Source organism: Methanobacteriaceae archaeon (genome assembly GCA_029219465.1).
GTDB lineage: Archaea > Methanobacteriota > Methanobacteria > Methanobacteriales > Methanobacteriaceae > Methanocatella.
The window spans coordinates 108,805-134,597 of record JAQXTL010000007.1 but is presented as its reverse complement, the minus strand read 5'-3'; the positions used below and the strand labels follow the sequence as shown (position 1 = coordinate 134,597).

Sequence of the window (25,793 nt, the reverse complement as noted above, 5' to 3'; positions counted from 1 at the left end):
GAGTCTGTAAAATTTTATAGGCTTATTTAATTTTTATGTGATTTTGAGTCCAATTTTGCATTTGGAAGTCTAAAAATGTCAGAATTCCTTCTTTAGTTTTGTATAATTTCTTTATTATTTCTGGATTGGTTTGTCTGTAGTAATTTTCTACTTTGTTGGATGTTTTTTCTATATTTTCATCATCTAAGTGTTCTATGTATCTGTGGAAGTGATTGATGATGTGTTTTCTGATGAAATCTTTTAATACGACTGGAATGGCTCTGTAATTTTGTAAATATTGTTTAAATTGCTCGATTGCTTCTTGCTTTGAATTTTGTCTGAAGCAATTTTTCAATTCGTTCGCATTTTCGTAAATATAATCTCTTTGTTTTCCGTTAATCTTGTTCCGTCTACAATGCACTTTTAATTTGTGATTGATTGTTTGAAATAGATGAAATGTGCATAATTGATGTTTCACCCCTATTTCATCTGCTACATTACGATACATTGGGAATAAATCGGTTGTTAGGCAAATAAATGGTTTATTTGCCGTTGAATCTAGAATAAATTTTTTCGTGTTTTCTGGTATTCTACGACGTACAATTCTTTCTGAGACTGGAATATTGAGTATTGCATCATATAATGTTAATCTGTAGTGTCTGACTCCATTGAGTCTTAAAAATTGCTCATCATATAAATAGTAGCCTGAATATTCGAATTTTTTGTTGGTGATTGTTTCTTCGTGATTTTTGTTGGACCAGTTCTTGATTGTTTGATGAGATATTCGAATTCCAAGGAATATTTCAAAGTATTTGCTTATTTTACGAAGTGATTGATAACCAATTTTCATTATTCCAGGTATTTTATCCATTATTTCTTGTAAAAATTGTTTATTTTTACCAATTAATGGATTATTAGATATTCCAAATTTTTTTCCACATTTTTTGCATTGATATTGCTGTTCTTTAAATTCTGTGGTTTTTCCATTGATATTTTGTTTATTTTTTGTTATTTTACCTTTTTTAATTATTTTATGAGCTCCGCAAACTGGACAAGTTGGATTATCATATTTAAACGTGTTATTTTCATCTAAAAGTAGTTTTTGATTTGTATTTTCAATTTTTGGGTTTTTATTGAGTCTTTCTGAAATGATTTTTTCATGATCAATTTTTTCATCAGAAAAATCGTAAAGTTTAAGTTGTATGAAGTCTAAATTACTATTGAGGGCAAATATCTTTTGTTTGGTCATAAAATATTATTTGTCCTCACTTATTTAAGTAATTTACTATTTTTTAGCCATTAAAATTTAAATTAAAGAAAAATTAGAACGAATTTTCATCGAAGTGAAACTTCAACTGTAAAAAATTTAAAATCAAATAAGCCTATAAAATTTTACAGACTCCTTTTTTTAAAAAAATATATATAATATCTATTTCATATTAATTATCATTAAATATAATTTATTTCTTTTTACGGTGTTTTAATGCGTGGTAATTTATCAAATGATATTGTATCTATTAAAATTGAAGAAGGAAGTAAAAGACCAATTGCTTTACATGAAAAAAGTCTTTTTGGTAAAATTGAATCTGATTCATTAAATCTTTCTTTAATTGAAGCTTGTTACTTGTTAGAAAAAGGTCGTTTGGATATTTATGAAGATGATGTCGAGTGTAGTGTCGGCTATATCATTGATCTTTTAAAAGAACAGGACTTTTTTGGAAAATATGTTGTTTATCGTGATTTAAAAGACCGTGGGTATGTAATCAAGACTGGTTTTAAATATGGGTCTGATTTTAGATTGTATAACCGTGGAAGAGGACCTGGTCAAGGACATTCAGATTATTTGGTTAAAATTATTTTTGAAAATTATGAAATTAATGCTCTTGATTTTGCAAGTTATGTCAGAGTTTCTCACGGTGTTAACAAAAAATTGTTGTTAGCTATTGTTGATGATGATTTTGATATTACATACTATAATATCGAATGGACTAGACCTTAATTTAATTAAAGGAATCTATTATATTTTTATAGTTTTATTTATTTATTATAATAATTTTTAATTAATAATTTAATTTAATGGAATTGTTGGTGATAATGTGGCGGATTTAATAGATCCATGGGCATCATTTAGTTTAGATTATGATAAGTTGGTTAATCAATTTGGTATTGCGAAAGTTTCAGACATATTAAGTGAAATTGAAAATCCTCAAAGATTAATGAAAAGAGGAGTTATATTTGGGCACAGAGAATTTAATGAGATTAATAAATTAATAGCTCAAAATAAAGATTTTGCTGTTGTAACGGGTATGATGCCAAGTGGTCAAATGCATATTGGTCATAAAATGATTGTTGACCAGTTAAAATGGTATCAGGAAAAAGGAGCAATGTTATCTTTACCTATTGCAGATTTGGAATCATATGCTGCTCGTGGAATGAGTTTTGAAAAAGGCCGTGAAATAGCAGTAAATGAATACTTAACAAACTGGATAGCATTAGGTCTTGATTTAGAAAAAGATAATGTGAATGTATATTTACAATCACAAAACAAAGCTCTTCAGGACTTGGCTTTTAAAGCATCCAGTAAAACCAATTTCAATCAGCTTAAAGCTATTTATGGATTTACTCCATCAACAAATATTGCTCATATCCAAGCACCTTTAGTACAGGTTGCAGATATCCTTCTTCCTCAAATTGAAGAGTTTGGAGGTCCAAAAAAGGTTGTAGTTCCAGTAGGAATCGACCAAGACCCTCATATCAGATTAACAAGAGATATTGCTCAAAAACTTCATGAAGATTTAGGATTCTTAACTCCTGCATCTACTTACCACAGGTTCTTAACCGGATTAACCGGAGATAAAATGAGCAGTTCCAAACCATCTACTGCAATTTATCTTAATGATGAAATAAAAGATGCAGTTAAAAAAGTTAAATCTGCTAAAACCGGTGGTAGGGAAAGTCTTAAAGAACAGCAGGAATTAGGTGGAGAAGTCGATAAGTGTGTAATTTATGAAATGTTGTTATACCACTTTATTGATGATGACAGTGAACTTGAAAAAATCAGACATGAATGTTTAGATGGAACTTTACGCTGTGGAGATTGTAAAGTAAGAACTGCTGGGCTAATGGAAAAATTCATGCAAGATTTAAAAGAAAAACAAGTTGAAGCTCGTGAAATTGCTGATACTTTACTATAAAGTTAATTTTTTATAAGAATAATTTTAAAAATAAAATAAGTGATAATATGATAAGATGTGTTTCATGTGGACAAGAATATGATGATGATGAAGTAATCTACACTTGTGAAAAATGTGGATCTGTACTTGAACTCGTTAACGAAATTGATGTTTCTAAAGATATTTTCGACGGTAGAAAAGACACCTTATGGAAATTCAAAGAATGCATTCCTGTAGACGAAAATAAAATTGTTTCTCTTGAAGAAGGTGGAACTCCATTTTGTAAATGTGATAAATTAGGTGAAGAACTTGGAGTAAACTTATACGTTAAAGTAGAAGGTTCAAACCCAACTGGAAGTTTCAAAGACAGAGGAATGACTGTAGGTATGACCAAAGCAATGGAATTAGGTGTTGGCACTGTTGGTTGTGCTTCAACTGGAAATACTTCCGCATCATTATCCGCTTATGCAGCACGTGCAGGATTAAGATGTATTGTATTCTTACCTTCAGGAAAAGTTGCATTAGGAAAATTAGCTCAAGCTATGTTCCACGGTGCTGAAGTAATGTCTATTAACGGAAACTTCGATGAAGCTCTTGAAGCTATGACTGCACTTGCATTAGAAAAACATCTTTACTTATTAAATTCAATTAACCCATACAGATTAGAAGGTCAAAAAACCATCGGTTACGAAATTGTTCGTGATTTAGGCTGGCAAGCTCCTGACAGGATTATTTTGCCTGTTGGTAATGCTGGAAACATTTCTGCAATTTGGAAAGGAGTTAGTGAATTCTACAATGCTGGATTTATTAAAGATTTACCAATGATGACTGGTATTCAAGCAGAAGGAGCATGTCCTATTACCAATGCATTCAAAAACAAAGATAAAAGAGTTGTGCCTGTAGAAGATCCAGAAACTATTGCTACAGCTATTCGTATTGGTGCTCCTGTAAGTGACATTAAAGCATTAAATGCAATCTATGATTCCAACGGTTATTCTGAAACCGTAACTGATGAAGAAATTCTCGATGCACAAAAGTTACTTGCAAGAACTGAAGGTATCGGTGTTGAACCAGCTTCTGCAGCTTCAATTGCAGGTCTTAAAAAACTTGTTGATGAAGGTGTTGTCGATAAAGGTGAAACCATTACTTGTGTTGTAACCGGACACTTATTAAAAGATCCTAACACTGCTATTGATGCATGTACTCAACCTACACAAGTTGATGCAGATATCGACACTTTAAGAAGCATTTTAATGAATAAATAAATTGGATTTTAAAATCCATTTTTCTTTTATTTTTCTTTTAATTTCTTTTTATTCTATTATTTTTAATACTTTTTTTGTTTAAGCAATGCTATGAAAAACAATTCTAATTTCAGTGCTAAATAATTTAATGTAATAAATGTTACTTTAATGATGTTGAAATTATCAAAAACTAACATTAATACACCAATATATTTATATATAAACAAATTATAACTATTATTAACAAAAATGTGAGGTGTATATCATGGCAGAATTACCATTCGCTCCTGTAGGAAGAATATTAAAAAATGCAGGTGCTCAAAGAGTAAGTGATGATGCAAAAGTTGCTTTAACCGAAGCTCTTGAAGATTACGGAATCGAAATTGCTGCTAAAGCTGTAGGCTTTGCTCGTCACGCTGGTAGAAAAACTGTAAAAGCTGAAGATGTAAAATTATCAATCAAATAGATTTGCTAGTCATCTTTTTTGATAGTAATTTTTTTACTATCTCTTTTACATTTTTTCTATTTGTGAAATTCATTATTTTTATCTAAATATTACTAATTTTGCTCTATTTTTAAAAACATTTATATACTATGTGAACTAATCTATTAAATGTCTAGTTCTCTAGAATTATTTCATTAATTACTAAATTTTTATTTTTAGTTTTGCTAAAAATTATATGAAATTCAGAAGTATTTGTATTGAAAGTCTAATCCCTCTTATTTTTTTTTCGGGATTATATTTAGTGATATATGAATTGTTCAAGAATTAGTATTATTAAAACTATATTAAATTATTCTATTGAATAATTTGAGTAATTTCTATAGTTAAAAAATAATATAACTATATATAATTACAATATATTACGATTCAAAATGAATTGTAATATCTGCCGATGGATGGCATAGCCAGATGAAAAAGGAGGTATATTTTATGGCAAACATTTATGTAAAATTTGACACACCTGAAGAATTAGCTAAACAAGCTGAAGAAGCATTAGAAACCGCATTTACCACTGGTAAAGTAGCAAAAGGAACTAACGAAGTAACCAAATTCATCGAAAGAGGAGATGCAGCATTAGTTGTTATCGCAGAAGATGTTGACCCTGCTGAAATCGTTGCACACATCCCTGTTTTAGCTGATGAAAAAGAAATCCCTTACGTATACTTACCTACCAAAGAACAAGTTGGTGGAGCTGCTGGATTAACCGTTGGTACCGCATCTGCATGTATTGTAGACGCTGGTGATGCTGAAGCTGCTGTTGCTGAAATCGTAGAAAAAGTTGCTGAATTAAAAGAATAAATTCTTTTGATTTAATTACGGTGATTTAAATGGAAGAAGGAACTCCTGCTGAAGTCATTAAAGTTTTAAAAAGAACTGGTATGACTGGTGAGGTAATGCAAATTAAATGCAGAATCCTCGATGGTAGAGACAAAGGAAGAATTTTAACAAGAAACATTATGGGTCCTGTAAGAGAAGGCGACATTTTAATGTTACTTGATACAATTAGAGAAGCTAAGGAAATTAGAACTCCTTAAGAAGGTGTAGGAACATGAGAACTTGTTCATTCTGTGGTAAAGAAATTGAAGATGGTACAGGTAAAATGTACGTCAAAAGAGATGGCTCAATTTATTTCTTTTGTAGCAGTAAATGTGAAAAAAATATGATTAAACTCGGAAGAGTTCCAAGAAAAGTTAAATGGGTTAAAGAATGATTCAAAAAAGTTTTGTAATGATGAAACCTGACGCTGTTCAAAGACGTCTTATGGGTAAAGTTTTGTCTCGTTTTGAGCAAAAAGGTCTCAAAATTGTTGCTTGTAAATTAATTCAAATTGATGAAGAATTAGCAAAAACTCATTATGGAGAACACGCTGATAAACCATTCTTCCCAGGTTTAGTTGAATACATCACTTCTTCACCATCTTTAGCTATGGTTATTGAAGGAGATGAAGCTATTACCACTATCAGAAAATTAGTTGGTGCAACTAATCCTTTAGAAGCAGATCTTGGAACTATCAGAGGAGACTTCGGTATGGATACTGGAAGAAACATTATTCATGCATCAGACGCTCCTGAATCTGCTGAAAGAGAAATTGCTCTTTTCTTTAATGAAGATGAAATTTGCGATTATCAAATTGTTGATAACGATTTAATTTATGAATAAATTTAGATTTTAAAAATTTATTATCAAAGACGATATTATGAAAATCAGATCCCCGATTGTATCAGTTTTAGGACATGTAGACCATGGAAAAACTACATTGTTAGATTATATTAGAGGAAGTACTATCGCTGATAAAGAAGCAGGTGGTATTACTCAACACATTGGTGCTACTGAAATTCCTAATGATACCATTGAAGAAATCTGTGGAAATTTTATATCAAAATTAACTATCAAGGATTTAATTCCTGGTTTGTTCTTTATTGATACTCCAGGACATGCAGCATTCACTAGTTTAAGAAAACGTGGTGGTGCATTAGCTGATTTGGCAGTTTTAATTGTTGATATTAATGATGGATTTAAACCACAAACTTATGAAGCATTAAATATTCTTAAAATGTATAAGACTCCATTTATTGTAGTTGCTAATAAAATCGATAGACTTTTCGGTTGGGAAACACACGAAGGAGCTTCATTTGCTGAATCTTTTAGTCAACAAGCACCTAGTGTGCAACAAGACTTAGATCTTAAGCTTTATGAACTTGTTGGTACTCTTCATAAAGAAGGTTTCCAATCTGAAAGATTTGATAGAGTCAGTAATTTCGCTTCACAAATTAGTATTATTCCTATTAGTGCTAAATCCGGTGAAGGTATTATTGAAGTATTGGCAATGTTACTTGGTCTTGCTCAAGAATATTTAACAGAACAATTAGAAATTAATGAAGACGCTCCAGCTAAAGGTACTGTCTTAGAAATCAAAGAAGAAGTAGGTTTAGGTCTTACTATTGATAGTATTATTTATGATGGTGTTTTACGAACTAATGATGAAATTGCTTTGATTAATTCTTCAAACGAAGTTTTAACAACTAAAATTAGGTCCATTTTAAGACCACTTCCTCTTGAGGAAATGAGAGATTCTAAAAAGAAATTCAGAAAATTCGATGAAGTTGTAGCTGCAGCAGGTATTAAAATCGCTGCTCCTAAGTTAGATGATGTTGTTTCCGGTTCTCCACTTAGAGTTTTAAGTGATGATGAGAATGTTGAAGAAGAACTCTTAAAAGAAATCGAAGATATTACTATTAATACCGAAGATGAAGGACTTTTAGTTAAAGCTGATACATTAGGTTCTCTTGAAGCTGTAGTTAAGCTATTAAGAGAATTGGATATTCCTATTCGTGAAGCAGATATTGGTGATGTAAGTCGTAGGGATATTATCAACTCTTCTATCGCATTAAATGAAAATGAAGCACACGGTGCTATTATTGCGTTTAATGTAGATGTTCATCCTAACTCTGTTGAAGATTTAAACAATTCTGATATTAAACTCTTCAAAGGAGATGTAATCTATCAGATTATTGAAGATTATCATGAATGGACTGAAGAGATTGAAAAAGCTAAGAAGAAAGCATTCTATGATGCTATCGTCAAACCAGCTAAATTCGTCGCATTGCCTAAATTAGTTTTCCGTCAAAGTAAACCTGCAATTGTAGGTATTGAAGCTCTCAGCGGTACTGTTAAACAAGGTCAAACCTTGATTAATAAAAATGGAGAGTATGTTGGAGTTATAGCCAGTATGGAAGATAAAGGTGAAACATTACCATCTATTCCAAGAGGTCAAAGAGTGGCTATGGCTATTAAAGACGCTATTGTTGGAAAACATTTCGATGAAGGGGATGAATTATACGTTGATGTTTCTGAGAAACATTACAAATTCATTGAAAGAGAATTCAAAGACAAATTAACTGAAGACGAATTCGAAACTCTATACGAGTTAGTGGAAATTAAACGTAAAAATGATCCTGATTGGGGTAAATTTGGTCTTTTTGAATAATAAATTAATTATTATAAAAAAATAAGGAGGAATACCATGGCATTCAAAGTTGTTGTATCTCAAGGTGCTGAAGCTCATCAAATTGAAGTAGATGAAACTAAAGCTTTTAACGGTTTAGTTATTGGTGATGAATTTGATGGTGGACTTGTCGGTTTAGATGGTTACACTTTAAAAATCACTGGTGGTAGTGATAAAAACGGTTTCACCATGAAAAAAGATGTTTCAGGTACTAGAAGAATCAAAAGTTTATTAACTGGCGGTATCGGTTACCATCCTAAAGCTGATGGTGTTAAAAAAAGAAAAACCGTAAGAGGAAACACTATTGCTGAAGATATCGTACAAATCAACACTGTAGTTACTCAAGCTGGAAGTAAATCAATAGCTGATATTCTTGGTGCTGGTGAAGAAGAGGAAGAATAGTTATACTATTTTTCTTATTTTACTTTTAAGTTGAATTAAAATTATAAAAAAGGTGGTTATCTGTGAACGTACAATCAGATGTTAACATAGGTTTAGTTGGTCACGTAGATCATGGTAAAACCACTCTTACAAAAGCATTATCTGGAATTTGGACTGATACTCACAGTGAGGAAACTAAAAGAGGTATTTCTATCCGTTTAGGATATGCAGATATCGAATTTAGAAAATGTCCAGATTGTGGTGAACCTGAGTGTTACACTACTGCTGATAAATGTCCAATTTGTGGGAGTGAAACTGAATTAATTAGGAAAGTATCCTTTGTTGATGCTCCAGGTCACGAAACCCTTATGGCGACTATGTTATCTGGTGCTGCAATTATGGATGGTGCAGTATTAGTTATTGCTGCAAATGAAACTTGTCCACAACCACAAACTAAAGAGCATCTCATGGCACTTGATGTTATCGGTGTTAAAGATGTTATTGTAGTTCAAAACAAAATTGATATTGTTTCAAAAGAAAGAGCTATTGAAAGTTATAATGAAATTAAGGAATTTGTTAAAGGTACTTGTGCTGAAGACGCTTTAATAATCCCTGTTTCTGCTCAACAAGGAGCTAATGTAGATATCTTGATTGAAGCAATGCTTAAACAAATTCAACCTCCTGAAAGGAATCTTGATGATACTGCATTAATGCATGTAGCAAGATCCTTTGATATTAATAAACCTGGTTCCGGCGCTAATAAAATTAAGGGCGGAGTCATTGGAGGTACTTTAATTCAAGGTAAATTCAAACTTGGTGACACCATTGAAATTAGACCAGGTCCTACTAATGATGGTAAAAGGATGATCTTAAAATCAGAAATTATCGGACTTGAAGCTAATGGTGAGCAAGTTGATGAAATTGGTCCTGGAGGTCTTGTTGGTATTGCAACTAAATTAGATCCATCTTTAACTAAATCAGATTCATTATCTGGTACAGTTGCTGGTGAAGAAGGTTCTTTACCTGATGTATTAGAAAGATTCGTAATGGATGCTAATTTACTTGATCGTGTTGTCGGTACTAAAGAAGAACGTGATGTTGCTCCAATTAAACTTAAAGAGCCTTTAATGATTAATTGTGGTACTACAACTACAATTGGTGTTGTAACATCTACTAAGAAAAATGAAGTTGAAGTTGTTCTTAAATTGCCTGTCTGTGCAAGTCCAGGTGATAGGGTTGCTTTAAGTCGTAGAGTTGGTGCTCGTTGGAGATTAATCGGTTACGGTATTATTAAATAGAGGGAAAATAATGAACTCTAAAGAAGTTGTAATTGATACCAATTTTTTTATGGTTCCTTTTCAGTTCAATGTTGATATCATCACTGAACTTGAAAAATTATTACCTTCTTATAAATTAACAACTCCAAGCTTTGTTATCAATGAATTGAAGGGTTTGAAAAGAAATAAAAACACAAAAATAAGGTTAAATGCAAATTTAGCTTTAAAATTAGCTAATTCTTCAAAAGTTGAAATAAAGGATATTTCATTACTTGAAAATGAAACTGTGGATGATGCATTACTTAGGGTTTCAGAAGTTTTAGCTACGAATGATGTTGAATTAAAAAATCGTGCAAAGGACAAAGGCATAACCGTTGCATATTTAAGACAAAAAAGTTATATTACTGTTGAAGGTAAAATATAATATTAATTATACTTATTAATGAAATGAGGGATTATTTTGTATTATAGAACAAAAATTAGGGATACTGTAAGAATATCTCCTTACAATTTTGAATATCCTATCGATGAAGTTGCTATTGAAACTTTAAACGAACAATACAGTGGTCGTTTAGATAAAAAATTAGGTTTACTCATTTGTGTTAATGATATTCTCGAAATTGGTGAAGGTAAACTCATTATTGGTGATGGAGCTACCTACCATAATGTTGTTTTCGAAGCAATTTTCTTTAAACCAGAACAACATGAACTTTATGATGGTGAAGTAATTGATATCGTTGAGTACGGAGCTTTTGTGAGAATTGGACCTATGGATGGTTTAATACATGTCTCTCAAGTAACTGATGATTATATTACTTATGATGCTAAAAGAGGTGCTTTACTTGCAAAAGAATCTAACAAAGTTTTAGAAGAAGGAGACTTAGTTAGAGCTAGAGCTGTAAGTGTTTCAATTAAAGATGAATCAAATAACAATATTGAAAATAGTAGGAATTCTAAAATTCCACTTACTATGAGACAACCTAATTTAGGCAGATTCGAATGGATTGAAGAAGCTAAACAAAAAACTAAGAAGGTTAAAGAATGAAAGCTTGTACTGTTTGTAAATTAATTTCAAATAAAGATCACTGTCCTAACTGTGGAAATCCAACTTCCGATAACTGGAGTGGACTTTTAATTATTACTGATCCTAGTGAATCTACTGTTGCTCGTGAATTAAATATTGATGTTGCGGGCGAATACTGTTTAAGAGTAAGATAGAGGTTTTATTGTGTTACGTTTAGATACAGAAAATAAAGATATAATTTGTGAACTTAAAAGACCTTTAGGTAAATTATATCCTGACTTTGAAGATGCTATTGATGAGATTAAATCTTCTGAGTTTTTGATTTCTGTTGGTGATGCAACTTTTGGCAATCTTACTAAATATGAATTATATCCTAATATAGGTATAATTGATAATGTAATTCAGAGAAAAACTCATGCTCATGAAATTATACGTGCAGATCACATTTTAAAAGCGAATAATCCTGCTGGAACTATTACAGATGATCTATGGGAAACCATAGGCCAAGCTCTTGAATTATCTAACTCTGGCGAATGTTATGTAATTGAAGTAGCAGGGGAAGAAGATCTTGCAGTTCTTCCTTGCATCTTAATGGCTCAACCAGAAACTACCATATTATATGGTCAGCCAAATGAAGGTTTAGTGCTTTTAAAAGTTTCTGATTTAAAAGATAAAGCTCAAAAGCTTATTGATGGATTTATTAAAGAATAAATTGAATGAGGTTTTATTATGGAAATCGAATTTATTGAAGAAAAAGAAAATAAATTATTTAACAGAAAAGAAATTAAATTTTACGTTGATTACGACGGAGAAGCAACTCCTAAAATCTTAGATATCAAATCTAAATTAGTTGCTTTATTAAATACTAAAAAAGAATTACTTGTAGTTGACAATGTACAACCTCACTACGGTGAACCTAAAGCATTAGGTTATGCTAAAGTTTACGAAACTGTAGATGACTTAAAATACATTGAAACTAATCACGTATTAGCTAAAAACGAAGAACCTGAAGAACCTGCTGAAGATGCAGAAGACGAAGAATAGGTGATTTGAATGGTAAAAAAATCTGATCTTTACAAAGTAGATGGCGACAAAATTGAAAGAAAAAACCCAATTTGTCCTCGTTGTGGTGAAGGTGTATTCATGGCTAATCACGGCGACAGATTCGCTTGTGGTAAATGCGGATACACTGAAATGAAAAAATAAGATTTTTAAAATCTTTATTTTCTTTTTTTTATTTATTTTTACTTTTAATTTATTTTAATCATTTTTAAGAAGGGATTCTTTTGGATAATATTAGAAATGGTCGTTTTAAAACTGGAATGACTGATGAAGCTACCTTGTATACTTCATCACTTGAAGCAGATAAACTTCTTTTTGAAGCGGATATTAAAACTAATTTTGCTCATACTTCAATGTTAAAACATGAAGGAATTGTTGATGAGGAAATTGCAGATAAAATTTTATGTGCTCTTGATTCTCTTAAACAAGAAGGTTATGATGCATTAGTATTTGACCATTCTGTTGAAGATGTTCACATGGCTATTGAAAATTATGTTACTTCTAAAATCGGCCCTGATGCTGGTTTTATGCACACTGCAAAGTCCCGTAATGACCAAGTAGCTTGTGATGTAAGATTGGTTTTAAGAGAAGAAATTATCAATATTCAAATTGGTATTTTAGAATTTATGGAAGGTCTTGTTGAAATGGCAGGAAATCACATGGAAGATGTATTCATTGGATTTACTCACTTACAACATGCTCAACCAATTACTATTGCACATCATTTAATGGCACATGTTCAAGCTCTTAAAAGAGACTATGAACGTTTAGCTGACACTTATAAACGTGTTAACTTAAACCCTTTAGGCTCTGCTGCAATGGCAACTACCAGTTTTCCAATTAATAGACAATTAACAACTGATTTACTTGGTTTTGATGCATACTTGGAAAACTCAATGGACGGTGTCTCTGCAAGAGATTTCATTGCTGAGAGTGTTTTTGACTTTGTATCATTATGTACTACTTTATCTAAAATCTGTGAAGAATTGGTTTTATGGAGTACCTATGAATTTGGTGTTATTGAAATGGCAGATGAATATTCATCAACTTCTTCTATTATGCCTCAAAAGAAAAACCCTGACGTTGCAGAGCTTGCAAGAGGTAAATGTGCAATCGTTAACGGTGAATTGGTCACTATTTTAACCATATTAAAAGCAATTGCTTATACTTATAACAGAGATTTACAAGAAATCACTCCACATTTATGGAATTCCATTAAAGTAACTAAAGAAACTTTATCTATTGTTACTAAAATGTTATTGTCTGTTGAATTTAAAACTGAAAGATGTGCTGAGCTTGCAGGTAAAAACTTCGCTACTGCAACTGATTTAGCAGATATTATGGTTCGTGAAAAACAAATTCCTTTCAGAACTGCTCATAAAATTGTTGGAAGAATTGTAAATGAAGCTACTGCTAAAGACATGGCTGAAGAAGACATTACTTCTAAATTCATTGATGATATTGCAGTTGAGTTAGGTTTTGATGAATTGAATTTAGATGATGAATTGATTCAAAGAGCTTTAAATCCTGTTGAAAACGTAAGAATTAGAGCTGTTCCTGGTGGTCCTGCACCGGAAATGGTTGAAATTGCACGTGATAATATTAAAGACTTTTTAAATGTTGAATTTGAAAAGCTTGGGATTTAATTAAATCCCTATATTTTTTTATTTTACAGAATTTCATATTTTTTGGAATTTAAATACTTTTTTTTAAGCTTTTAAATATTGTTGAATAGTTTAGTTTTATGTTTTTGTGTTAATGTGCACTTCCAAAGTATTTATATTAAAGATATTAATAATATTTTATTAACTAATACTTTTGGTGATTAGATGAATAATAGATTGGAGATTGCTCGTGAGTTTGCAGATGCTATAAATTCTGATAAAATCATTAAAATAATTGTTTTTGGTTCTGTGGCTCGTGGGGATGATCATGATGATTCAGATATTGATATTTTAATATTATCTAATCAAAGAGAAAATATTGAGCAAGTAGTTGATGATGAAATTGCTCGTATTATGTATGACAAGCAGGAATTGATTTCTGCTCATATAATGGATGAAGAATTTTTCAATCAAACAAAGAATTTCTCATTTTTAAGTTCTGTATTAAAAGAGGGTGTTGTCATTGGATGATGAGATTTGTTCTTTCATTGATAAAGCTGAAACTAAATTAAAAAATAGTAAAGTTTTATTTGAAGTTTGAGGATATTCTGATTCTGTTTCTTTATCATATTATTGTATGTTTTTATGTGCTAAGGCATTATTAGTTAAGAAGAATTGTAAAATTCCAAAATCTCATCGGGGTCTTATACAGTTGTTTAGTCTAAAATATGTTCATGAAGATGATTTTAATTATAATGTTTATAATTATTTATCTAGTTCTCAATCGGATAGAGAATCTGCAGATTATGGCGCAAGGGATAATATTGATGAGAGAATTGCAAAAAGAAGAATTAATCATGCTGAAGAATTCTTAAAAGAAGCTAAAAAATTTTTATAATCTTTTTTTTTATAAGTATTTCTAATTTGATAATATGTTTAAAATTTATTATTAATTTAGGTATTCCTAAATATTTATATACTTATTTTAATAAACTATTAATGGGATGATGTTTCATTATCTCTTGGATGGGGATATTAATAGAATACCGATTATTTGGTAGTGCTCAGCTTCTATTTTTATCTCTATTCTTCTTTAATTGATTCTAAATAGCTTTCACGGATTTCTTCAGCCATTTCATCATTACCTTCAATAATAGGTCCGGTATAATCACACTCATAACAAACCCATTGAGACCAGTTTTGAGGTATAATCCATTTTACTTTTCTTGATCCGCATCTTGGACATATTTTATGCATCATAGTATCAAATCTTATAAAAGCTCCATATTAAATCTAGTGCTTCACCAGGTTCTAATGCGCCTGAACGGGTTTCCCTAAGGATTCTTTGTATTGAGAATTTCTTCATGTGTGGGAATTTCCTGTGAACTTCATAAAGCAGTGGACAACCGAAACCTTTGAATGTGCTTAAATCATATTTTCTGATTAAGGATTTTATCTCTTGTTTGCCTGTGCTTAAACTTGCTGGAAGGTTCAAGCGATATAATGAATCCTCTTGTAAATTTATGCATTGGCTACCAGTTGCAAGCATATCACCAAAGATAATTATTGGGATTTCTTTTGATTTTGCATATTCTTTTACAAGCTCACCAGTATTTTTTGAACATCTCCCACATGGGTGAACATTTCCTGTAAATGATTCTTCTACAACATCAGAATAATCAGTTTTAATATATTCGTGAGATACATCTAATGCAGAGCATAATTTTTCAATATTGTTTTTAAACTGTTTTGGAAGTATTATTGTTCCAGGATCAACAGTAACAGCAATAGGATTAAAACCAAGTTTTTTAGCTAAAATTAATGAAAAACTACTGTCAACACCACCGGAAAGTGCAACAACTGCTTCTGTATTTTGTGCTTTTTCAAATTCATTTTCATTTAGATAATTTTCGAAGTTAAAACTGTAAATATTGACCAATTTATCTTCAATAGCTTGTTGTAAATTTTTAAGCCCAATTAAATCGGAATTTAAATTATTAATGGTCTTTTTTGACAATTTTAATTTGTAGTTTTTGTTTAAAAAATCACCGTAAGACTCAACATGGATACTTTCAAGACCTAATTTTTCTCTAAGTTTTCCAACAACCCATCCACCTTTTCCAATAATTGCGGATTTATCAGGTCTGTCTTCGGTAATAATCCATAATTCATTGGTTGTTTCGTTAAAATAAAGCTCTTCGATAAATATGTTTACTTTATCGTGGCCAATTTCATCTCTTATGGTATTAACTTCTTTTAAAATGAATTCTTTTGTATACATTATTTTTAAATATTAACTAAGTCATTTAATTAGTTTTCTACATGGGGGAATTATATTTTTTCACATTTGTGTAGTTGTCAAATATTTATTATTAATGAGGCTGAAATTTATTATTATCTTTCTAATCGGTGATTATTTATGAATAATAGAATAGAAGTTGCTCGTGAGTTTGCAGAAGCTATTAATTGTGACAAAATTGAAAAAATCATATTATTTGGTTCTGTTGCTCGTGGTGATGATTATGAAGATTCAGATATTGATATTTTAATTGTTTCTAATTATCGTGATGAAATTTGGTCTAAAATTGCTGATGAAATTGCATGGTTTGTCTATGATAAACAAGAAGTAGTTTCAGCTCATGTAATTAGTGAAGATCAGTTTAATTCAACAAGAGACCATTCTTTTTTAACTAATGTTTTAAATGATGGTGTTGTAATATGACTAGTGAAGTTGAAAATTTTATTAAAAAAGCTGAAGACAAACTAATATCTAGTAAAATATTATATGATGCGGACCAGTAGGCTATAAGTGTTAGTGCATCGTATTACTGTATGTTTCTTGCTGCAAAGGCATTATTAATTAAGAAAGGTTGTAATGTAGGAAAGACTCATGTTGGATTAATTAAACAATTTAGTTTAAAGTATGTTAAAGAAGACATTTTTGATTATAATATTTATAAATTCCTTGCAGAGACACAATCTATAAGAGAAGAAGCAGATTATAGTGATATTGATACTATTACTGGAAGTGTTGCTTTAAATAAAATAAATCAGGCTGAACTATTTTTAATTGAATCTAAAAAATTTTTAGATTAACTATGCTCTTTTTTCATTTTTTATATAATCTTAATATGTTAAAAATTATTACGGAGTATTTTTCGCTTTTTTTTAATTGATGTTTTTTATAAGATTATTCAAAAAAAGGATATTGAAAATATAGTATATAAAATAATATAAACTTTTTAGTGGATATAGGTCATTTTTCAATAAATTCTTTTATCATAATTAATAAAAATTTATATGAGATATTTTTGAGGGAATTTAATGGAATATAAAAAATTAGGAAACACAGGAATTGAAGTATCAAAAATAGCTTTTGGTGCTGAGTATATGGTTGAAAGGCCTTATGAAGATAGTGAAGCTTTAATTAAGGCTTGTGAGGAAAATGGGATTAATTTTGTTGACTGCTGGATGAGTGAACCTGATGTACGCTCACACCTTGGAAAAGCAATAGCTCCTAATCGTGATTTTTGGGTTATCCAGGGTCATATCGGTGCTACATGGCAAAACAACCAGTATGTTAAATCACGTGATATGGATAAGGTAATTCCTGCTTTTGAAGACTTTATGCAAAGATTTCAAATAGATACTCTTGATTTTGGAATGATTCATTATGTTGATCAAATTGATGATTATAATGAAATTATGAACGGTCCTTTTATGGAGTATGTTCGCAAATTAAAACAAGAAGGAACAATTAAACACATTGGACTTAGTACTCACAATCCTGATATTGGTATTCTAGCTGCTAAAAACCCTGAAATTGAATCAATAATGTTTTCTATGAATCCTGCTTTTGATATGTTCGGTACAATGGAGGATATTTGGGAATATAGAAAAGAGGGTGTTTTTGATGATGATAGTTTATCTTCCATTAATCCTAAAAGAGTAGAACTTTATGAATTGTGTGAAAAAACTGGTACTGCTCTAACAGCAATGAAAGGATTTGCCGGTGGTAATTTATTAAGTGATGAAATATCTCCATTTGGTGTTGCATTAACTCCTATTCAATGTATTCATTATGCTTTAGAACAAAAAGGAGTCTCCAGTATCTTTGTTGGTGTTGATAATGTTAGTGAACTTGAGGATTCTATAAAATACTGTGATGCAACAGATGATGAAAAAGATTATACTCATGTGTTAAAAAACGCTCCTAAACATTCATTTGAAGGTCAGTGTACTTATTGTGGACACTGTGCTCCTTGTTCTTCTCAAATTAACATTGCAATGGCGATTAAATTCTATGATCTTGCAAAAAATCATGATGAGGTTCCTGAAAGTATCAAACAACATTATTCAGATTTAAAATATCATGCAGGTGACTGTATTTCATGTGGTGATTGTGAAGAAAGATGTCCATTTAATGTTGATATTGTTGATTTGATGATGGATATTAAAGATCTTTTTGATTTGTAAATTGTATTTTAACTATATTTAGCCAAAACGTTTATATACTAATAATAACAATTGTTATATATAGAATTATTTCTATTATATTCTATACACATTTAATAATAACAATTGTTATATTTTCATGTGACTTTTAAGTATTATTCTCCATAATATTTGTATACTAAAAATAACAATTGTTATATTGTAGATGTACTTTCTACAAACTATTCATGTACAAAAAAATAATTGTTATATTGTAGATGTAATTTCAATACATTCTACAATATTTTTATATACTATTAAATAACAATTGTTATATTGCAGATATGTTTTAGTTATAGTCTCCAAAATATTTATATACTAATAATAACAATTGTTATATTGTAGAGGAAATTTTATTATTCTCTATAAAATTAAATATAACTATTGTTATAAAAAAATTATATATACCAAAAATAGGTATATTCTTATATTTACGTTTACAAAATAAATTATGTGATTAATATGGCATATGAAATAAAAAATAAAAAAAATATTTCAACTATTGGCCTTCATGCGGGTCAAGAAGAAGTTGACGAAACTGGTTCACGTGCTGTACCAATCTATCAAACAACTTCTTATGTATTCGACTCTCCTGAACAAGCTGCAAACAGATTTGCTCTTGCAGAAGGCGGAAACATATACACAAGACTTACTAATCCTACTACTGAAGCATTTGAGAAAAGGATGGCTGCAATTGAAGGTGGAAGTGCAGCATACGCTACAGCTAGTGGAATGTCCGCAATCTTTTACACTATTATCAATTTAACCCAAGTTGGAGATAACATCGTTTCTGCAGATAACTTGTATGGTGGAACCTTTGAGTTATTTGAAAATACCTTAAAAGAATTAGGACGTGACGTAACCTTTGTGGACTCACAATCTCCAGAATTATTCGAAGAAGCTATTGATGATAAAACAAAAGCAATTTACGTGGAATCTATTGGAAATCCAAAACTCGATATTCCTGACTTTGAGAAGATTGCAGAAATTGCTCACTCTCACGGAATTCCATTAATTGCTGATAACACTGTTGGTATTGGATCTGTAAGACCATTTGACCATGGTGCAGATATTATTTCCTCCTCTGCAACCAAATACATCGGTGGTCACGGTACTACTCTTGGTGGAATTATCATCGAAAAAGGTGACTTTGACTGGTTAAACGGTAACTTCCCAACCTTATCTGATCCTGATGAAACCTACAACGGTTTAGTATTTGGAGAACTCGAAGGAGCTGCATTTACTACTAGAATCAGAGCAGTTATCGGAAGAGACACTGGTGCTGTACCTTCTCCATTTGGATCATTCTTGTTATTACAAGGTTTAGAAACTTTAGGTCTTAGAATTGAAAAGCATGCTTCAAATGCATTAGCTGTTGCAAAACATTTAGAAGCACATCCAAAAGTTGCTTGGGTAACTTATTCCGGATTAGAATCCTCTCCAAACCACGAAGTAGCTAAAAAATATGCTGAAAAAGGTTATGGTGGAATCGTTTCATTCGGTCTTAAAGCTGGATACGATGGTGCTATTAAATTCATCGAAAACGTTGAATTACTCTCATTATTAGCAAACATCGGAGATGCTAAGTCATTAGTTATCCACCCTGCATCAACTACCCACTCCCAACTTACCCCAGAACAACAAAAAGCTACTGGTGTAACTCCAGACTTAATCAGGTTCTCTGTTGGTATTGAAGATATTGAAGATATCTTAGCTGATGTAGACCAAGCTTTGGATAAAATTTAAACTGAAAGTTTTTTAACTTTCAACCTCCTCTTTTTTTCTCTAATCATTTTAGATAACTGTTTAAACTTAAAATTCAATATATACTAGTTATGCAATCTAGTGAAAATATCGAATCTATTTTTGGAAACCCTGTAAAGGCAATTAACAAACTGGCTTTTCCAACAATTTTTTCAATTCTTTTAATGTTTTTGAATAATTTAATTGATAGTTTCTGGGTTGCTGGAATTAATGCTGATGCTCTTGCAGCTTTAGGTTTTATTTCTCCACTTTATCTTGTTATAATTGGTCTTGGAACTGGTCTTGGTGCAGGTACTAATTCACTGATTTCCAGATATCTTGGAGCAGATAGGCGTGAAGATGTAAATAATGCAATTATTCACTCAATTATTTTGACACTTATTGTTTCAGCTATTGTTTTAATTATAGGTATTTTCTTTTTAAAGGATTTGGTTATATTGCTTGGTGCAAGCAGTGTAAGTACATATTGCTTAGACTATGGTGAAATCATATTCTTTTTGAATATTGTATTTCTACTTCCTAATGTTCTTGCAAGTATTTTTAGAGCTGAAGGAAATGTAAAAAGAGCAACCTCTCCATTGGTGTTAACTTACGTATTGAATATGGTTTTAGACCCGATTTTTATTTATGTATTCAAATTGGGCATTTTTGGAGCAGGATTTGCAACAGTATTGGCTTCATTTATTGGACTTTTATGGATGTTATACTGGATTTTTGTAAAAAAAGATTCATATTTCAGTTTTAAACTTGCTTCTTATAAGTCTAAATGGGATATATATAAAAATATCCTTGTAGTATCACTTCCTGCAGGAACAGAAGAAATAATCTTTTCACTTGTTGCAATAATTCTAAATTATTTAATTATAATTACATCAGGAATCAGTGAAGTTGCAGCATTTACAATAGCTTGGAGATTTATATCAATGGCATTTTTACCGTGTATGGGAATTGGTATTGCAACAATAACAGTTTCAGGTGTGGCATATGGTGCTAGAAATAGTGAAAACTTTGATTTAACAATAAAATATTCAACATTCTTAAGTTTGATTATCACATTAATCTTTAGTGTTGTATTTTTCTTTTTTGCATATCCTTTGTGTGATATATTTACATTTACCGCAAATGATCCTTATTTAATCACACGTTCAGCTGAGATATTGCAGCTACTTGTATTTTATAATTTTATGATTCCATTTGGTGCTACTGCAGCATACGTTTATCAGGCAGTAGGGTCTGGATTTAAATCACTTGCACTAACCATACTTAGAGAACTGATTTTAAGTATGGGACTTGCTTATTTATTTGGAATCACATTAAATATGGGAATATTTGGAGTATATCTTGGAACAATAATTGGAATGAATATTGGTTCACTTATTGGCTTTGTATTTATCTGGATATTTAATTTAAAATTTAAAAAAAGGTGTATTAATTAAAATACTTATTATTCCCTACTTTGAGAATTTAAAGTATTGTAATAATATCCTTTTAAATCAAGAAGCTCTTCGTGTGTTCCCTGCTCGATTATCTCACCATTTTCAATAACAATAATCTTATCTGCATTTCTAATTGTTGATAATCTATGAGCAATAATAAAACTTGTTTTATTTTCCATTAATTTATCAATAGCTTTTTGAATTAACTTTTCAGTTCTTGTATCAACACTTGAAGTTGCTTCATCTAAAATTAAGATTTCTTTTGATGAGAGAATTGTTCTAGCTATTGTCAATAACTGCTTTTGTCCGTGGGATATATTGTCACTGTCTTCATTTAGTGTTGTTTCATATCCATCTGGAAGCTGTCTTATGAAATTGTCAATATAAACCTGTTTAGATGCATCAACGATTTCATCATCGCTGACTTCGAGGTTTCCATAGCGAATATTACTTTTAATGGTATCTGAAAACAGCCAGGAGTCTTGTAAAACCATTCCGACGTGTGATCTAAGTGAGTGCTTGTCATATTCATCAATGTCAACACCGTCGATTTTAATTGATCCTGAATCAATATCATAAAATCTCATAAGCAATTTAACAATAGTTGTTTTTCCAGCTCCAGTTTCTCCGATAATTGCTATTTTTTGTCCTTTTTTAACTTCAAATGTTAAATTTTTAATAATTTTTTCATTAGGACTGTATCCAAAACTTACATCTTCAAAAGTGATGTTATCATTTATTGTATCAAGTTTTCTTGTTGATGGATTTTCCTCATCATCCAAATCTAAAAACTCAAAGATACGCTCACTAGCAGCCATTGCAGTTTGAATTTGATTCATAACTCTTGTAATTTGCTGAATTGGTCTTGTAAAGCTTTGTGAGTACTGGAAGAATGCTAAAATATCTCCAACAGCTATTGCTTTTTGAAGAACAAATACAGCACCTAAAACTGCAATTACAACATAGGTGAAATTTGAAATGAAATTCATCAAAGGACCATTTAAACTGGAAAAGAACTGTGATTTCCATTCATTGTTAAACCAGCTATTGTTGTCTTTTTCAAATTTTTCCATTGAAATTTCTTCCTGGTTAAATGCACGTATAATGTCATGGCCTGTGAATGTTTCTTCAATTTGACCATTTAAACTACCTTTAAACTCTAATTGTTTTAAGAAATAACTTTGTGAGTGTTTTGTAATGAATTTAATTACTAAAAATGCAATAGGCACAAGAACAATGGTTGCAAGAGCCATTATGACATTAATAGATAACATCATAATAAATACACCAACAAGAGTAATTACTGCTGTTGTTAGCTGAATAAATGACTGGGATATTCCATGCTGAAGTGAATCAATATCATTTGTCATTCTGGATAAAATATCTCCTCTTTTGTTTTCTCCAATCTTTTCCATAGGTAAATAAAGAATTTTATCCATTATTCTTTGCCTTAAATCAAAACTGATTTTTGTTGATAACTCAATAATAAAATAGCTTTGTAAATATGAAAATAGCGCACTAACAACATATAAAACAACTACAATTATTAAAAGATTAATAAGTGAGTTTAAATCAATAGTTCCAGTATGATTTATGATTTTTGTTGTTCCTTCATAGATTATTGTAGTTGATTTACCAATTAAAAGTGGAGCTATTATAGTAAATGCAGTTGAGATAATCGCACACACTATTGTTATGATTAATTTAGCCTTATGGTCTTTTAAAAGTGTTAAAATGTTTTTAATAGCTTTTTTATTGTCCACTGGCTTTTCAGGTGGTTTTCTTTTAAGTGGTTTTGGACTCATAATCCCACATCCATTTTATCAATCTGAGTGTTTACGATTTCTCTGTATACCTCACAATCTTCAACCAACATATCATGTTTTCCTTTTGCAATAATTTCTCCATTGTCAATTACAAGTATCTCATCAGCATCCATAATAGTTGAAACTCTTTGTGAGATAATTAAAATTGAGGAATCTTTTAGATTTTTTAAATTATTTTTAATTACACGTTCTGTATTCATATCAAGAGCAGAAAAACAGTCATCAAACAAATAAAAGTCATGAGCACCTATAATTGCTCTTGCAATAGATAGATGTTGTTTTTGTCCTCCGGAGTAATTGGAACCGCCTTGTGTAACTTCTTCATTTAAATCTTCAACAAAATCTGCCTGAGCTATTTTTAGTGCATTTTCAATTTCCTCGTCACTAGCGTCCTGTTTTCCAACTTTAAGGTTTGATTTAATATCGCCCTGGAATAAAATAGCTTTTTGCGGAGTAAAACTGATAGCATCTCTTAGGGTGGTTAAATTAAAGTTTTTAATGTTTTCACCGTCAAGTAATATCTCACCGGAACTTGGATCTTGAAGTCTTGGAATCAAATTAAGAATAGTTGATTTTCCACTTCCAGTACCACCAATAATTGCTGTGGTTTTTCCAGATTCCAATTTAAAGTTAATATCCCTAAGAGTTTCCTTTTCACTTCCAGGATACTGATAATAGACATTTTTAAACTCAAGAGTTGGTTTTTCATTGATTTTTTTAATCTCGCCGTCAGTAATTGTGATTTTAGTTGTTAAAACTTCATTAATACGTCTTCCTGAAACAAGAATTCTTGGAAGAATAATCATAAATGCACCAATCATTAAAAATGAAGTTACAATCTGAGTAGAATACTGAATAAAAGCTATTATGTCTCCTGTAAGGATTCCACCGTTTATAGCTTCATGAGCACCAAAGTATAAGATTAAAACAACCATAATATTCATAATTAAAGTCATAAGTGGCATCATTATTAGCATTGTTCTAAATACAAAGATATTAACATCATAAAATTCCTGATTTGTTGCTCTAAACTTTTCTGTTTCATAGTCTTGTCTTACAAATGCCTTGATAACAGGAATTCCAATTAATACTTCTCTTGTAATTCTATTAATTTTATCAATGATTTCCTGAGTTATTTTAAAGTAAGGAAGAACTCTTAGAGTAACAATAATTAAAAGAAGTGTTACTGCGATAAATGTTACAAGAATAATCCATGATAAATTTGTTCCAAGTTCAAATGCTTTTATAATACTTCCAATTCCCAAAAGGGGTGCAAACAATAATGTTGTAAAAATCATACCTAATACATTTTGAAGCTGATTTACATCATTTGTTGTACGGGTAATTAAAGAAGATCTGGATATTGTATTTAATTCGTGATTGGAAAATTTAAGGATTTTTTCATAAACAATCTTTCTTAAATCCTTTGCATAGCCTGATGAGACTCTACTTGAAAAGTAAGATACTCCTACAGTAGCAAGTGCTGAAATTCCAACCATTAAAAGCATTATTGCTCCTGTATTTATAATAAACTGAAGATTTGCATTTTGAATACCAATATCAACGATATCTGAAGTGTATTGTGGTAATGTCAAATCACAGTATACCTGAATAATTAAAAATAAGAATATAGATAAAATTGATGGAATTTTATTTTTCATTGGTGCTAATAACTTTTTCATATAGTGTTATAGATTTTTAATATAAATAAAAGTTTTATAAAAAAATAGAAAAAAATAGAGATGGTGTTTTTTAATTTTTTATTAATTAAATTTATGTATAGGAAATATTTTTTTGAAGTTGATCACAGCGTAATGCCCTATCAAAAATTTGTTTAAAATCCCATGATATACCGCTTTATTTTCTATTGGAGGAAAATTTTTACCATCACGTTCATTATTCATTAAATTTTTGATTTTGATTTTCGCCATCTCTGAAAGTACTAATAATGTACTTTCAATTAAACATAGGTAAGTAATATTTAAAAGTTTTTGGTAACCATTTACTCACTTTGATAGATAACTTTATATGTTTCTAAAATAATCATTATATAATACTTTTATTGGAGGTTTTTATTGTGAACGCAAATGCTCAACTAATGAATTTCCCAATAGATAATGTAATTCAATTAATCAGGAAAAAATGGGTTGTTCAAATTATAAACGATTTATTTTTTGGTAAAACACGATTTAATGAATTTAAGGAAAATAAACCAAAATTATCCAATAGAGTTTTAAGCAGTTGTCTTAAAGATATGGAGGATAACGGTTTAATTAAGCGTATTGTTGACAAATACGACAAAAAGAATGTCCGGTATTACTTGACAGATAAAGGTCAGTCATTAAATAAAATTATTTATGAAATGGCAATCTTTAGTGTGGATAGTGAAAACTACACTGACAAAACCAAAACTGAGTTAAAATCAGTATTCAAAGAAAAATTATTATAATTTTTCTTAATTTTTTTATATCCTATTTTTTATTTTCAACTTATTTTTTAGAGATTTTTACCAATTTAAA

General features: G+C 30.4%; 30 protein-coding genes and 1 pseudogene. 26 read left to right on the top strand and 5 right to left on the bottom strand.

The genetic code is table 11. The annotated features are described in order from the left end of the window. Positions 1-22 precede the first annotated feature (22 nt). The gene (locus PUD86_06040; protein ID MDD6776834.1) at positions 23-1,228 is read right to left on the bottom strand and encodes a transposase; all 1,206 of its coding nucleotides are present in this window, start codon (positions 1,226-1,228) and stop codon (positions 23-25) included. A gap of 234 nt (positions 1,229-1,462) precedes the next feature. On the opposite strand from PUD86_06040, the gene endA reads away from it, so the two are divergent. The 20 genes and pseudogenes from endA to PUD86_05940 all read left to right on the top strand — a co-directional run bounded on the left by endA (position 1,463) and on the right by PUD86_05940 (position 14,652). Next, a complete protein-coding gene (endA, locus tag PUD86_06035) occupies positions 1,463-1,978 on the top strand; it encodes a tRNA-intron lyase (protein MDD6776833.1) in 516 nt (171 codons plus the stop codon). 97 nt (positions 1,979-2,075) lie between these two features. Beyond that, the gene (locus PUD86_06030) at positions 2,076-3,173 is read left to right on the top strand and encodes a tryptophan--tRNA ligase (GenBank protein MDD6776832.1); all 1,098 of its coding nucleotides are present in this window, start codon (positions 2,076-2,078) and stop codon (positions 3,171-3,173) included. Between the two features lie 47 nt (positions 3,174-3,220). Beyond that, the gene (gene thrC, locus PUD86_06025) at positions 3,221-4,417 is read left to right on the top strand and encodes a threonine synthase (GenBank protein ID MDD6776831.1); all 1,197 of its coding nucleotides are present in this window, start codon (positions 3,221-3,223) and stop codon (positions 4,415-4,417) included. 244 nt (positions 4,418-4,661) lie between these two features. Further along, positions 4,662-4,862 carry a histone family protein gene (locus PUD86_06020; GenBank protein ID MDD6776830.1) on the top strand — a complete coding sequence of 67 codons (201 nt, stop codon included), beginning with the start codon at positions 4,662-4,664 and terminating at the stop codon, positions 4,860-4,862. Positions 4,863-5,330: 468 nt separating this feature from the next. Continuing rightward, entirely contained in the window at positions 5,331-5,699 is a 369-nt protein-coding gene (gene rpl7ae / locus PUD86_06015; GenBank protein ID MDD6776829.1) for a 50S ribosomal protein L7Ae, read from the top strand. Between the two features lie 29 nt (positions 5,700-5,728). Beyond that, positions 5,729-5,935 (top strand): 30S ribosomal protein S28e, encoded by a 207-nt coding sequence (locus PUD86_06010; GenBank protein MDD6776828.1) that lies wholly within the window; start codon positions 5,729-5,731, stop codon positions 5,933-5,935. A 14-nt stretch (positions 5,936-5,949) separates the two neighbouring features. Further along, positions 5,950-6,111, top strand: coding sequence for a 50S ribosomal protein L24e (locus PUD86_06005; protein ID MDD6776827.1), 162 nt, complete (start codon positions 5,950-5,952; stop codon positions 6,109-6,111). Further along, on the top strand, positions 6,108-6,560 hold the full coding sequence (gene ndk, locus PUD86_06000) for a nucleoside-diphosphate kinase (GenBank protein MDD6776826.1): 453 nt from the start codon (positions 6,108-6,110) through the stop codon (positions 6,558-6,560). Before PUD86_06005 ends, ndk begins: the two co-directional genes overlap by 4 nt. A gap of 37 nt (positions 6,561-6,597) precedes the next feature. Next, positions 6,598-8,388 (top strand): translation initiation factor IF-2, encoded by a 1,791-nt coding sequence (gene infB, locus PUD86_05995; protein ID MDD6776825.1) that lies wholly within the window; start codon positions 6,598-6,600, stop codon positions 8,386-8,388. A 36-nt stretch (positions 8,389-8,424) separates the two neighbouring features. After that, positions 8,425-8,808 carry a 30S ribosomal protein S6e gene (locus PUD86_05990; protein MDD6776824.1) on the top strand — a complete coding sequence of 128 codons (384 nt, stop codon included), beginning with the start codon at positions 8,425-8,427 and terminating at the stop codon, positions 8,806-8,808. Between the two features lie 62 nt (positions 8,809-8,870). Further along, entirely contained in the window at positions 8,871-10,085 is a 1,215-nt protein-coding gene (locus PUD86_05985; protein MDD6776823.1) for a translation initiation factor IF-2 subunit gamma, read from the top strand. A 10-nt stretch (positions 10,086-10,095) separates the two neighbouring features. Then, positions 10,096-10,488: a twitching motility protein PilT gene (locus tag PUD86_05980; protein ID MDD6776822.1), complete on the top strand. Its 393-nt coding sequence runs from the start codon at positions 10,096-10,098 to the stop codon at positions 10,486-10,488. A 36-nt stretch (positions 10,489-10,524) separates the two neighbouring features. Then, positions 10,525-11,109: a DNA-directed RNA polymerase gene (locus PUD86_05975; protein MDD6776821.1), complete on the top strand. Its 585-nt coding sequence runs from the start codon at positions 10,525-10,527 to the stop codon at positions 11,107-11,109. Continuing rightward, positions 11,106-11,282 (top strand): DNA-directed RNA polymerase subunit E'', encoded by a 177-nt coding sequence (locus PUD86_05970; protein ID MDD6776820.1) that lies wholly within the window; start codon positions 11,106-11,108, stop codon positions 11,280-11,282. The genes PUD86_05975 and PUD86_05970 overlap by 4 nt, the downstream gene beginning before the upstream one ends. A gap of 10 nt (positions 11,283-11,292) precedes the next feature. Then, positions 11,293-11,799, top strand: a complete 507-nt coding sequence (locus PUD86_05965; GenBank protein MDD6776819.1) for a DUF359 domain-containing protein — start codon at positions 11,293-11,295, stop codon at positions 11,797-11,799. Positions 11,800-11,817: 18 nt separating this feature from the next. After that, positions 11,818-12,132 (top strand): 30S ribosomal protein S24e, encoded by a 315-nt coding sequence (locus PUD86_05960; protein MDD6776818.1) that lies wholly within the window; start codon positions 11,818-11,820, stop codon positions 12,130-12,132. A 9-nt stretch (positions 12,133-12,141) separates the two neighbouring features. Next, positions 12,142-12,294 (top strand): 30S ribosomal protein S27ae, encoded by a 153-nt coding sequence (locus PUD86_05955; protein MDD6776817.1) that lies wholly within the window; start codon positions 12,142-12,144, stop codon positions 12,292-12,294. 80 nt (positions 12,295-12,374) lie between these two features. Continuing rightward, complete coding sequence (gene argH / locus PUD86_05950) at positions 12,375-13,796, top strand: argininosuccinate lyase (protein ID MDD6776816.1); 1,422 nt, start codon at positions 12,375-12,377, stop codon at positions 13,794-13,796. A 183-nt stretch (positions 13,797-13,979) separates the two neighbouring features. Continuing rightward, positions 13,980-14,285 (top strand): nucleotidyltransferase domain-containing protein, encoded by a 306-nt coding sequence (locus PUD86_05945; protein MDD6776815.1) that lies wholly within the window; start codon positions 13,980-13,982, stop codon positions 14,283-14,285. A gap of 85 nt (positions 14,286-14,370) precedes the next feature. Beyond that, positions 14,371-14,652 (top strand): annotated as a pseudogene (locus tag PUD86_05940) (HEPN domain-containing protein). Positions 14,653-14,837: 185 nt separating this feature from the next. On the opposite strand, the gene PUD86_05935 reads toward PUD86_05940, so the two are convergent. Continuing rightward, positions 14,838-15,014, bottom strand: a complete 177-nt coding sequence (locus PUD86_05935; protein ID MDD6776814.1) for a hypothetical protein — start codon at positions 15,012-15,014, stop codon at positions 14,838-14,840. 4 nt (positions 15,015-15,018) lie between these two features. Next, entirely contained in the window at positions 15,019-16,035 is a 1,017-nt protein-coding gene (locus PUD86_05930) for a 7-cyano-7-deazaguanine synthase (GenBank protein MDD6776813.1), read from the bottom strand. 138 nt (positions 16,036-16,173) lie between these two features. On the opposite strand from PUD86_05930, the gene PUD86_05925 reads away from it, so the two are divergent. The 5 genes from PUD86_05925 to PUD86_05905 all read left to right on the top strand — a co-directional run bounded on the left by PUD86_05925 (position 16,174) and on the right by PUD86_05905 (position 21,448). Further along, positions 16,174-16,476, top strand: coding sequence for a nucleotidyltransferase domain-containing protein (locus PUD86_05925; GenBank protein MDD6776812.1), 303 nt, complete (start codon positions 16,174-16,176; stop codon positions 16,474-16,476). An 83-nt stretch (positions 16,477-16,559) separates the two neighbouring features. Beyond that, entirely contained in the window at positions 16,560-16,850 is a 291-nt protein-coding gene (locus PUD86_05920) for a HEPN domain-containing protein (GenBank protein ID MDD6776811.1), read from the top strand. 228 nt (positions 16,851-17,078) lie between these two features. Then, positions 17,079-18,230 (top strand): aldo/keto reductase, encoded by a 1,152-nt coding sequence (locus PUD86_05915; GenBank protein ID MDD6776810.1) that lies wholly within the window; start codon positions 17,079-17,081, stop codon positions 18,228-18,230. Between the two features lie 480 nt (positions 18,231-18,710). After that, complete coding sequence (locus PUD86_05910) at positions 18,711-19,994, top strand: O-acetylhomoserine aminocarboxypropyltransferase/cysteine synthase (protein ID MDD6776809.1); 1,284 nt, start codon at positions 18,711-18,713, stop codon at positions 19,992-19,994. An 89-nt stretch (positions 19,995-20,083) separates the two neighbouring features. After that, on the top strand, positions 20,084-21,448 hold the full coding sequence (locus PUD86_05905) for an MATE family efflux transporter (GenBank protein MDD6776808.1): 1,365 nt from the start codon (positions 20,084-20,086) through the stop codon (positions 21,446-21,448). 8 nt (positions 21,449-21,456) lie between these two features. Here the strand turns inward: PUD86_05905 and PUD86_05900 are convergent, their stop codons facing one another. After that, positions 21,457-23,253, bottom strand: a complete 1,797-nt coding sequence (locus PUD86_05900) for an ABC transporter ATP-binding protein (protein MDD6776807.1) — start codon at positions 23,251-23,253, stop codon at positions 21,457-21,459. Further along, positions 23,250-24,956 (bottom strand): ABC transporter ATP-binding protein, encoded by a 1,707-nt coding sequence (locus tag PUD86_05895; GenBank protein ID MDD6776806.1) that lies wholly within the window; start codon positions 24,954-24,956, stop codon positions 23,250-23,252. Before PUD86_05895 ends, PUD86_05900 begins: the two co-directional genes overlap by 4 nt. 395 nt (positions 24,957-25,351) lie before the next feature. On the opposite strand from PUD86_05895, the gene PUD86_05890 reads away from it, so the two are divergent. Then, the gene (locus PUD86_05890) at positions 25,352-25,723 is read left to right on the top strand and encodes a helix-turn-helix domain-containing protein (GenBank protein ID MDD6776805.1); all 372 of its coding nucleotides are present in this window, start codon (positions 25,352-25,354) and stop codon (positions 25,721-25,723) included. The last annotated feature ends 70 nt before the right edge of the window (positions 25,724-25,793 follow it).

Excerpts from the sequence above, each read along its gene's own strand:
- PUD86_05930 (MDD6776813.1), bottom strand. The coding sequence starts at position 16,035 with ATGTATACAAAAGAATTCATTTTAAAAGAAGTTAATACCATAAGAGAT.
- infB (MDD6776825.1), top strand. The coding sequence starts at position 6,598 with ATGAAAATCAGATCCCCGATTGTATCAGTTTTAGGACATGTAGACCAT.
- PUD86_05960 (MDD6776818.1), top strand. The coding sequence starts at position 11,818 with ATGGAAATCGAATTTATTGAAGAAAAAGAAAATAAATTATTTAACAGA.
- PUD86_05915 (MDD6776810.1), top strand. The coding sequence starts at position 17,079 with ATGGAATATAAAAAATTAGGAAACACAGGAATTGAAGTATCAAAAATA.
- PUD86_05905 (MDD6776808.1), top strand. The coding sequence starts at position 20,084 with ATGCAATCTAGTGAAAATATCGAATCTATTTTTGGAAACCCTGTAAAG.
- PUD86_05955 (MDD6776817.1), top strand. The coding sequence starts at position 12,142 with ATGGTAAAAAAATCTGATCTTTACAAAGTAGATGGCGACAAAATTGAA.
- PUD86_06020 (MDD6776830.1), top strand. The coding sequence starts at position 4,662 with ATGGCAGAATTACCATTCGCTCCTGTAGGAAGAATATTAAAAAATGCA.
- PUD86_05895 (MDD6776806.1), bottom strand. The coding sequence starts at position 24,956 with ATGAAAAAGTTATTAGCACCAATGAAAAATAAAATTCCATCAATTTTA.
- thrC (MDD6776831.1), top strand. The coding sequence starts at position 3,221 with ATGATAAGATGTGTTTCATGTGGACAAGAATATGATGATGATGAAGTA.
- PUD86_06005 (MDD6776827.1), top strand. The coding sequence starts at position 5,950 with ATGAGAACTTGTTCATTCTGTGGTAAAGAAATTGAAGATGGTACAGGT.
- rpl7ae (MDD6776829.1), top strand. The coding sequence starts at position 5,331 with ATGGCAAACATTTATGTAAAATTTGACACACCTGAAGAATTAGCTAAA.
- PUD86_05970 (MDD6776820.1), top strand. The coding sequence starts at position 11,106 with ATGAAAGCTTGTACTGTTTGTAAATTAATTTCAAATAAAGATCACTGT.
- PUD86_05945 (MDD6776815.1), top strand. The coding sequence starts at position 13,980 with ATGAATAATAGATTGGAGATTGCTCGTGAGTTTGCAGATGCTATAAAT.
- PUD86_06040 (MDD6776834.1), bottom strand. The coding sequence starts at position 1,228 with ATGACCAAACAAAAGATATTTGCCCTCAATAGTAATTTAGACTTCATA.
- PUD86_05980 (MDD6776822.1), top strand. The coding sequence starts at position 10,096 with ATGAACTCTAAAGAAGTTGTAATTGATACCAATTTTTTTATGGTTCCT.
- ndk (MDD6776826.1), top strand. The coding sequence starts at position 6,108 with ATGATTCAAAAAAGTTTTGTAATGATGAAACCTGACGCTGTTCAAAGA.
- PUD86_05900 (MDD6776807.1), bottom strand. The coding sequence starts at position 23,253 with ATGAGTCCAAAACCACTTAAAAGAAAACCACCTGAAAAGCCAGTGGAC.
- PUD86_05925 (MDD6776812.1), top strand. The coding sequence starts at position 16,174 with ATGAATAATAGAATAGAAGTTGCTCGTGAGTTTGCAGAAGCTATTAAT.
- endA (MDD6776833.1), top strand. The coding sequence starts at position 1,463 with ATGCGTGGTAATTTATCAAATGATATTGTATCTATTAAAATTGAAGAA.
- PUD86_06010 (MDD6776828.1), top strand. The coding sequence starts at position 5,729 with ATGGAAGAAGGAACTCCTGCTGAAGTCATTAAAGTTTTAAAAAGAACT.
- PUD86_05935 (MDD6776814.1), bottom strand. The coding sequence starts at position 15,014 with ATGATGCATAAAATATGTCCAAGATGCGGATCAAGAAAAGTAAAATGG.
- PUD86_05910 (MDD6776809.1), top strand. The coding sequence starts at position 18,711 with ATGGCATATGAAATAAAAAATAAAAAAAATATTTCAACTATTGGCCTT.
- PUD86_05990 (MDD6776824.1), top strand. The coding sequence starts at position 8,425 with ATGGCATTCAAAGTTGTTGTATCTCAAGGTGCTGAAGCTCATCAAATT.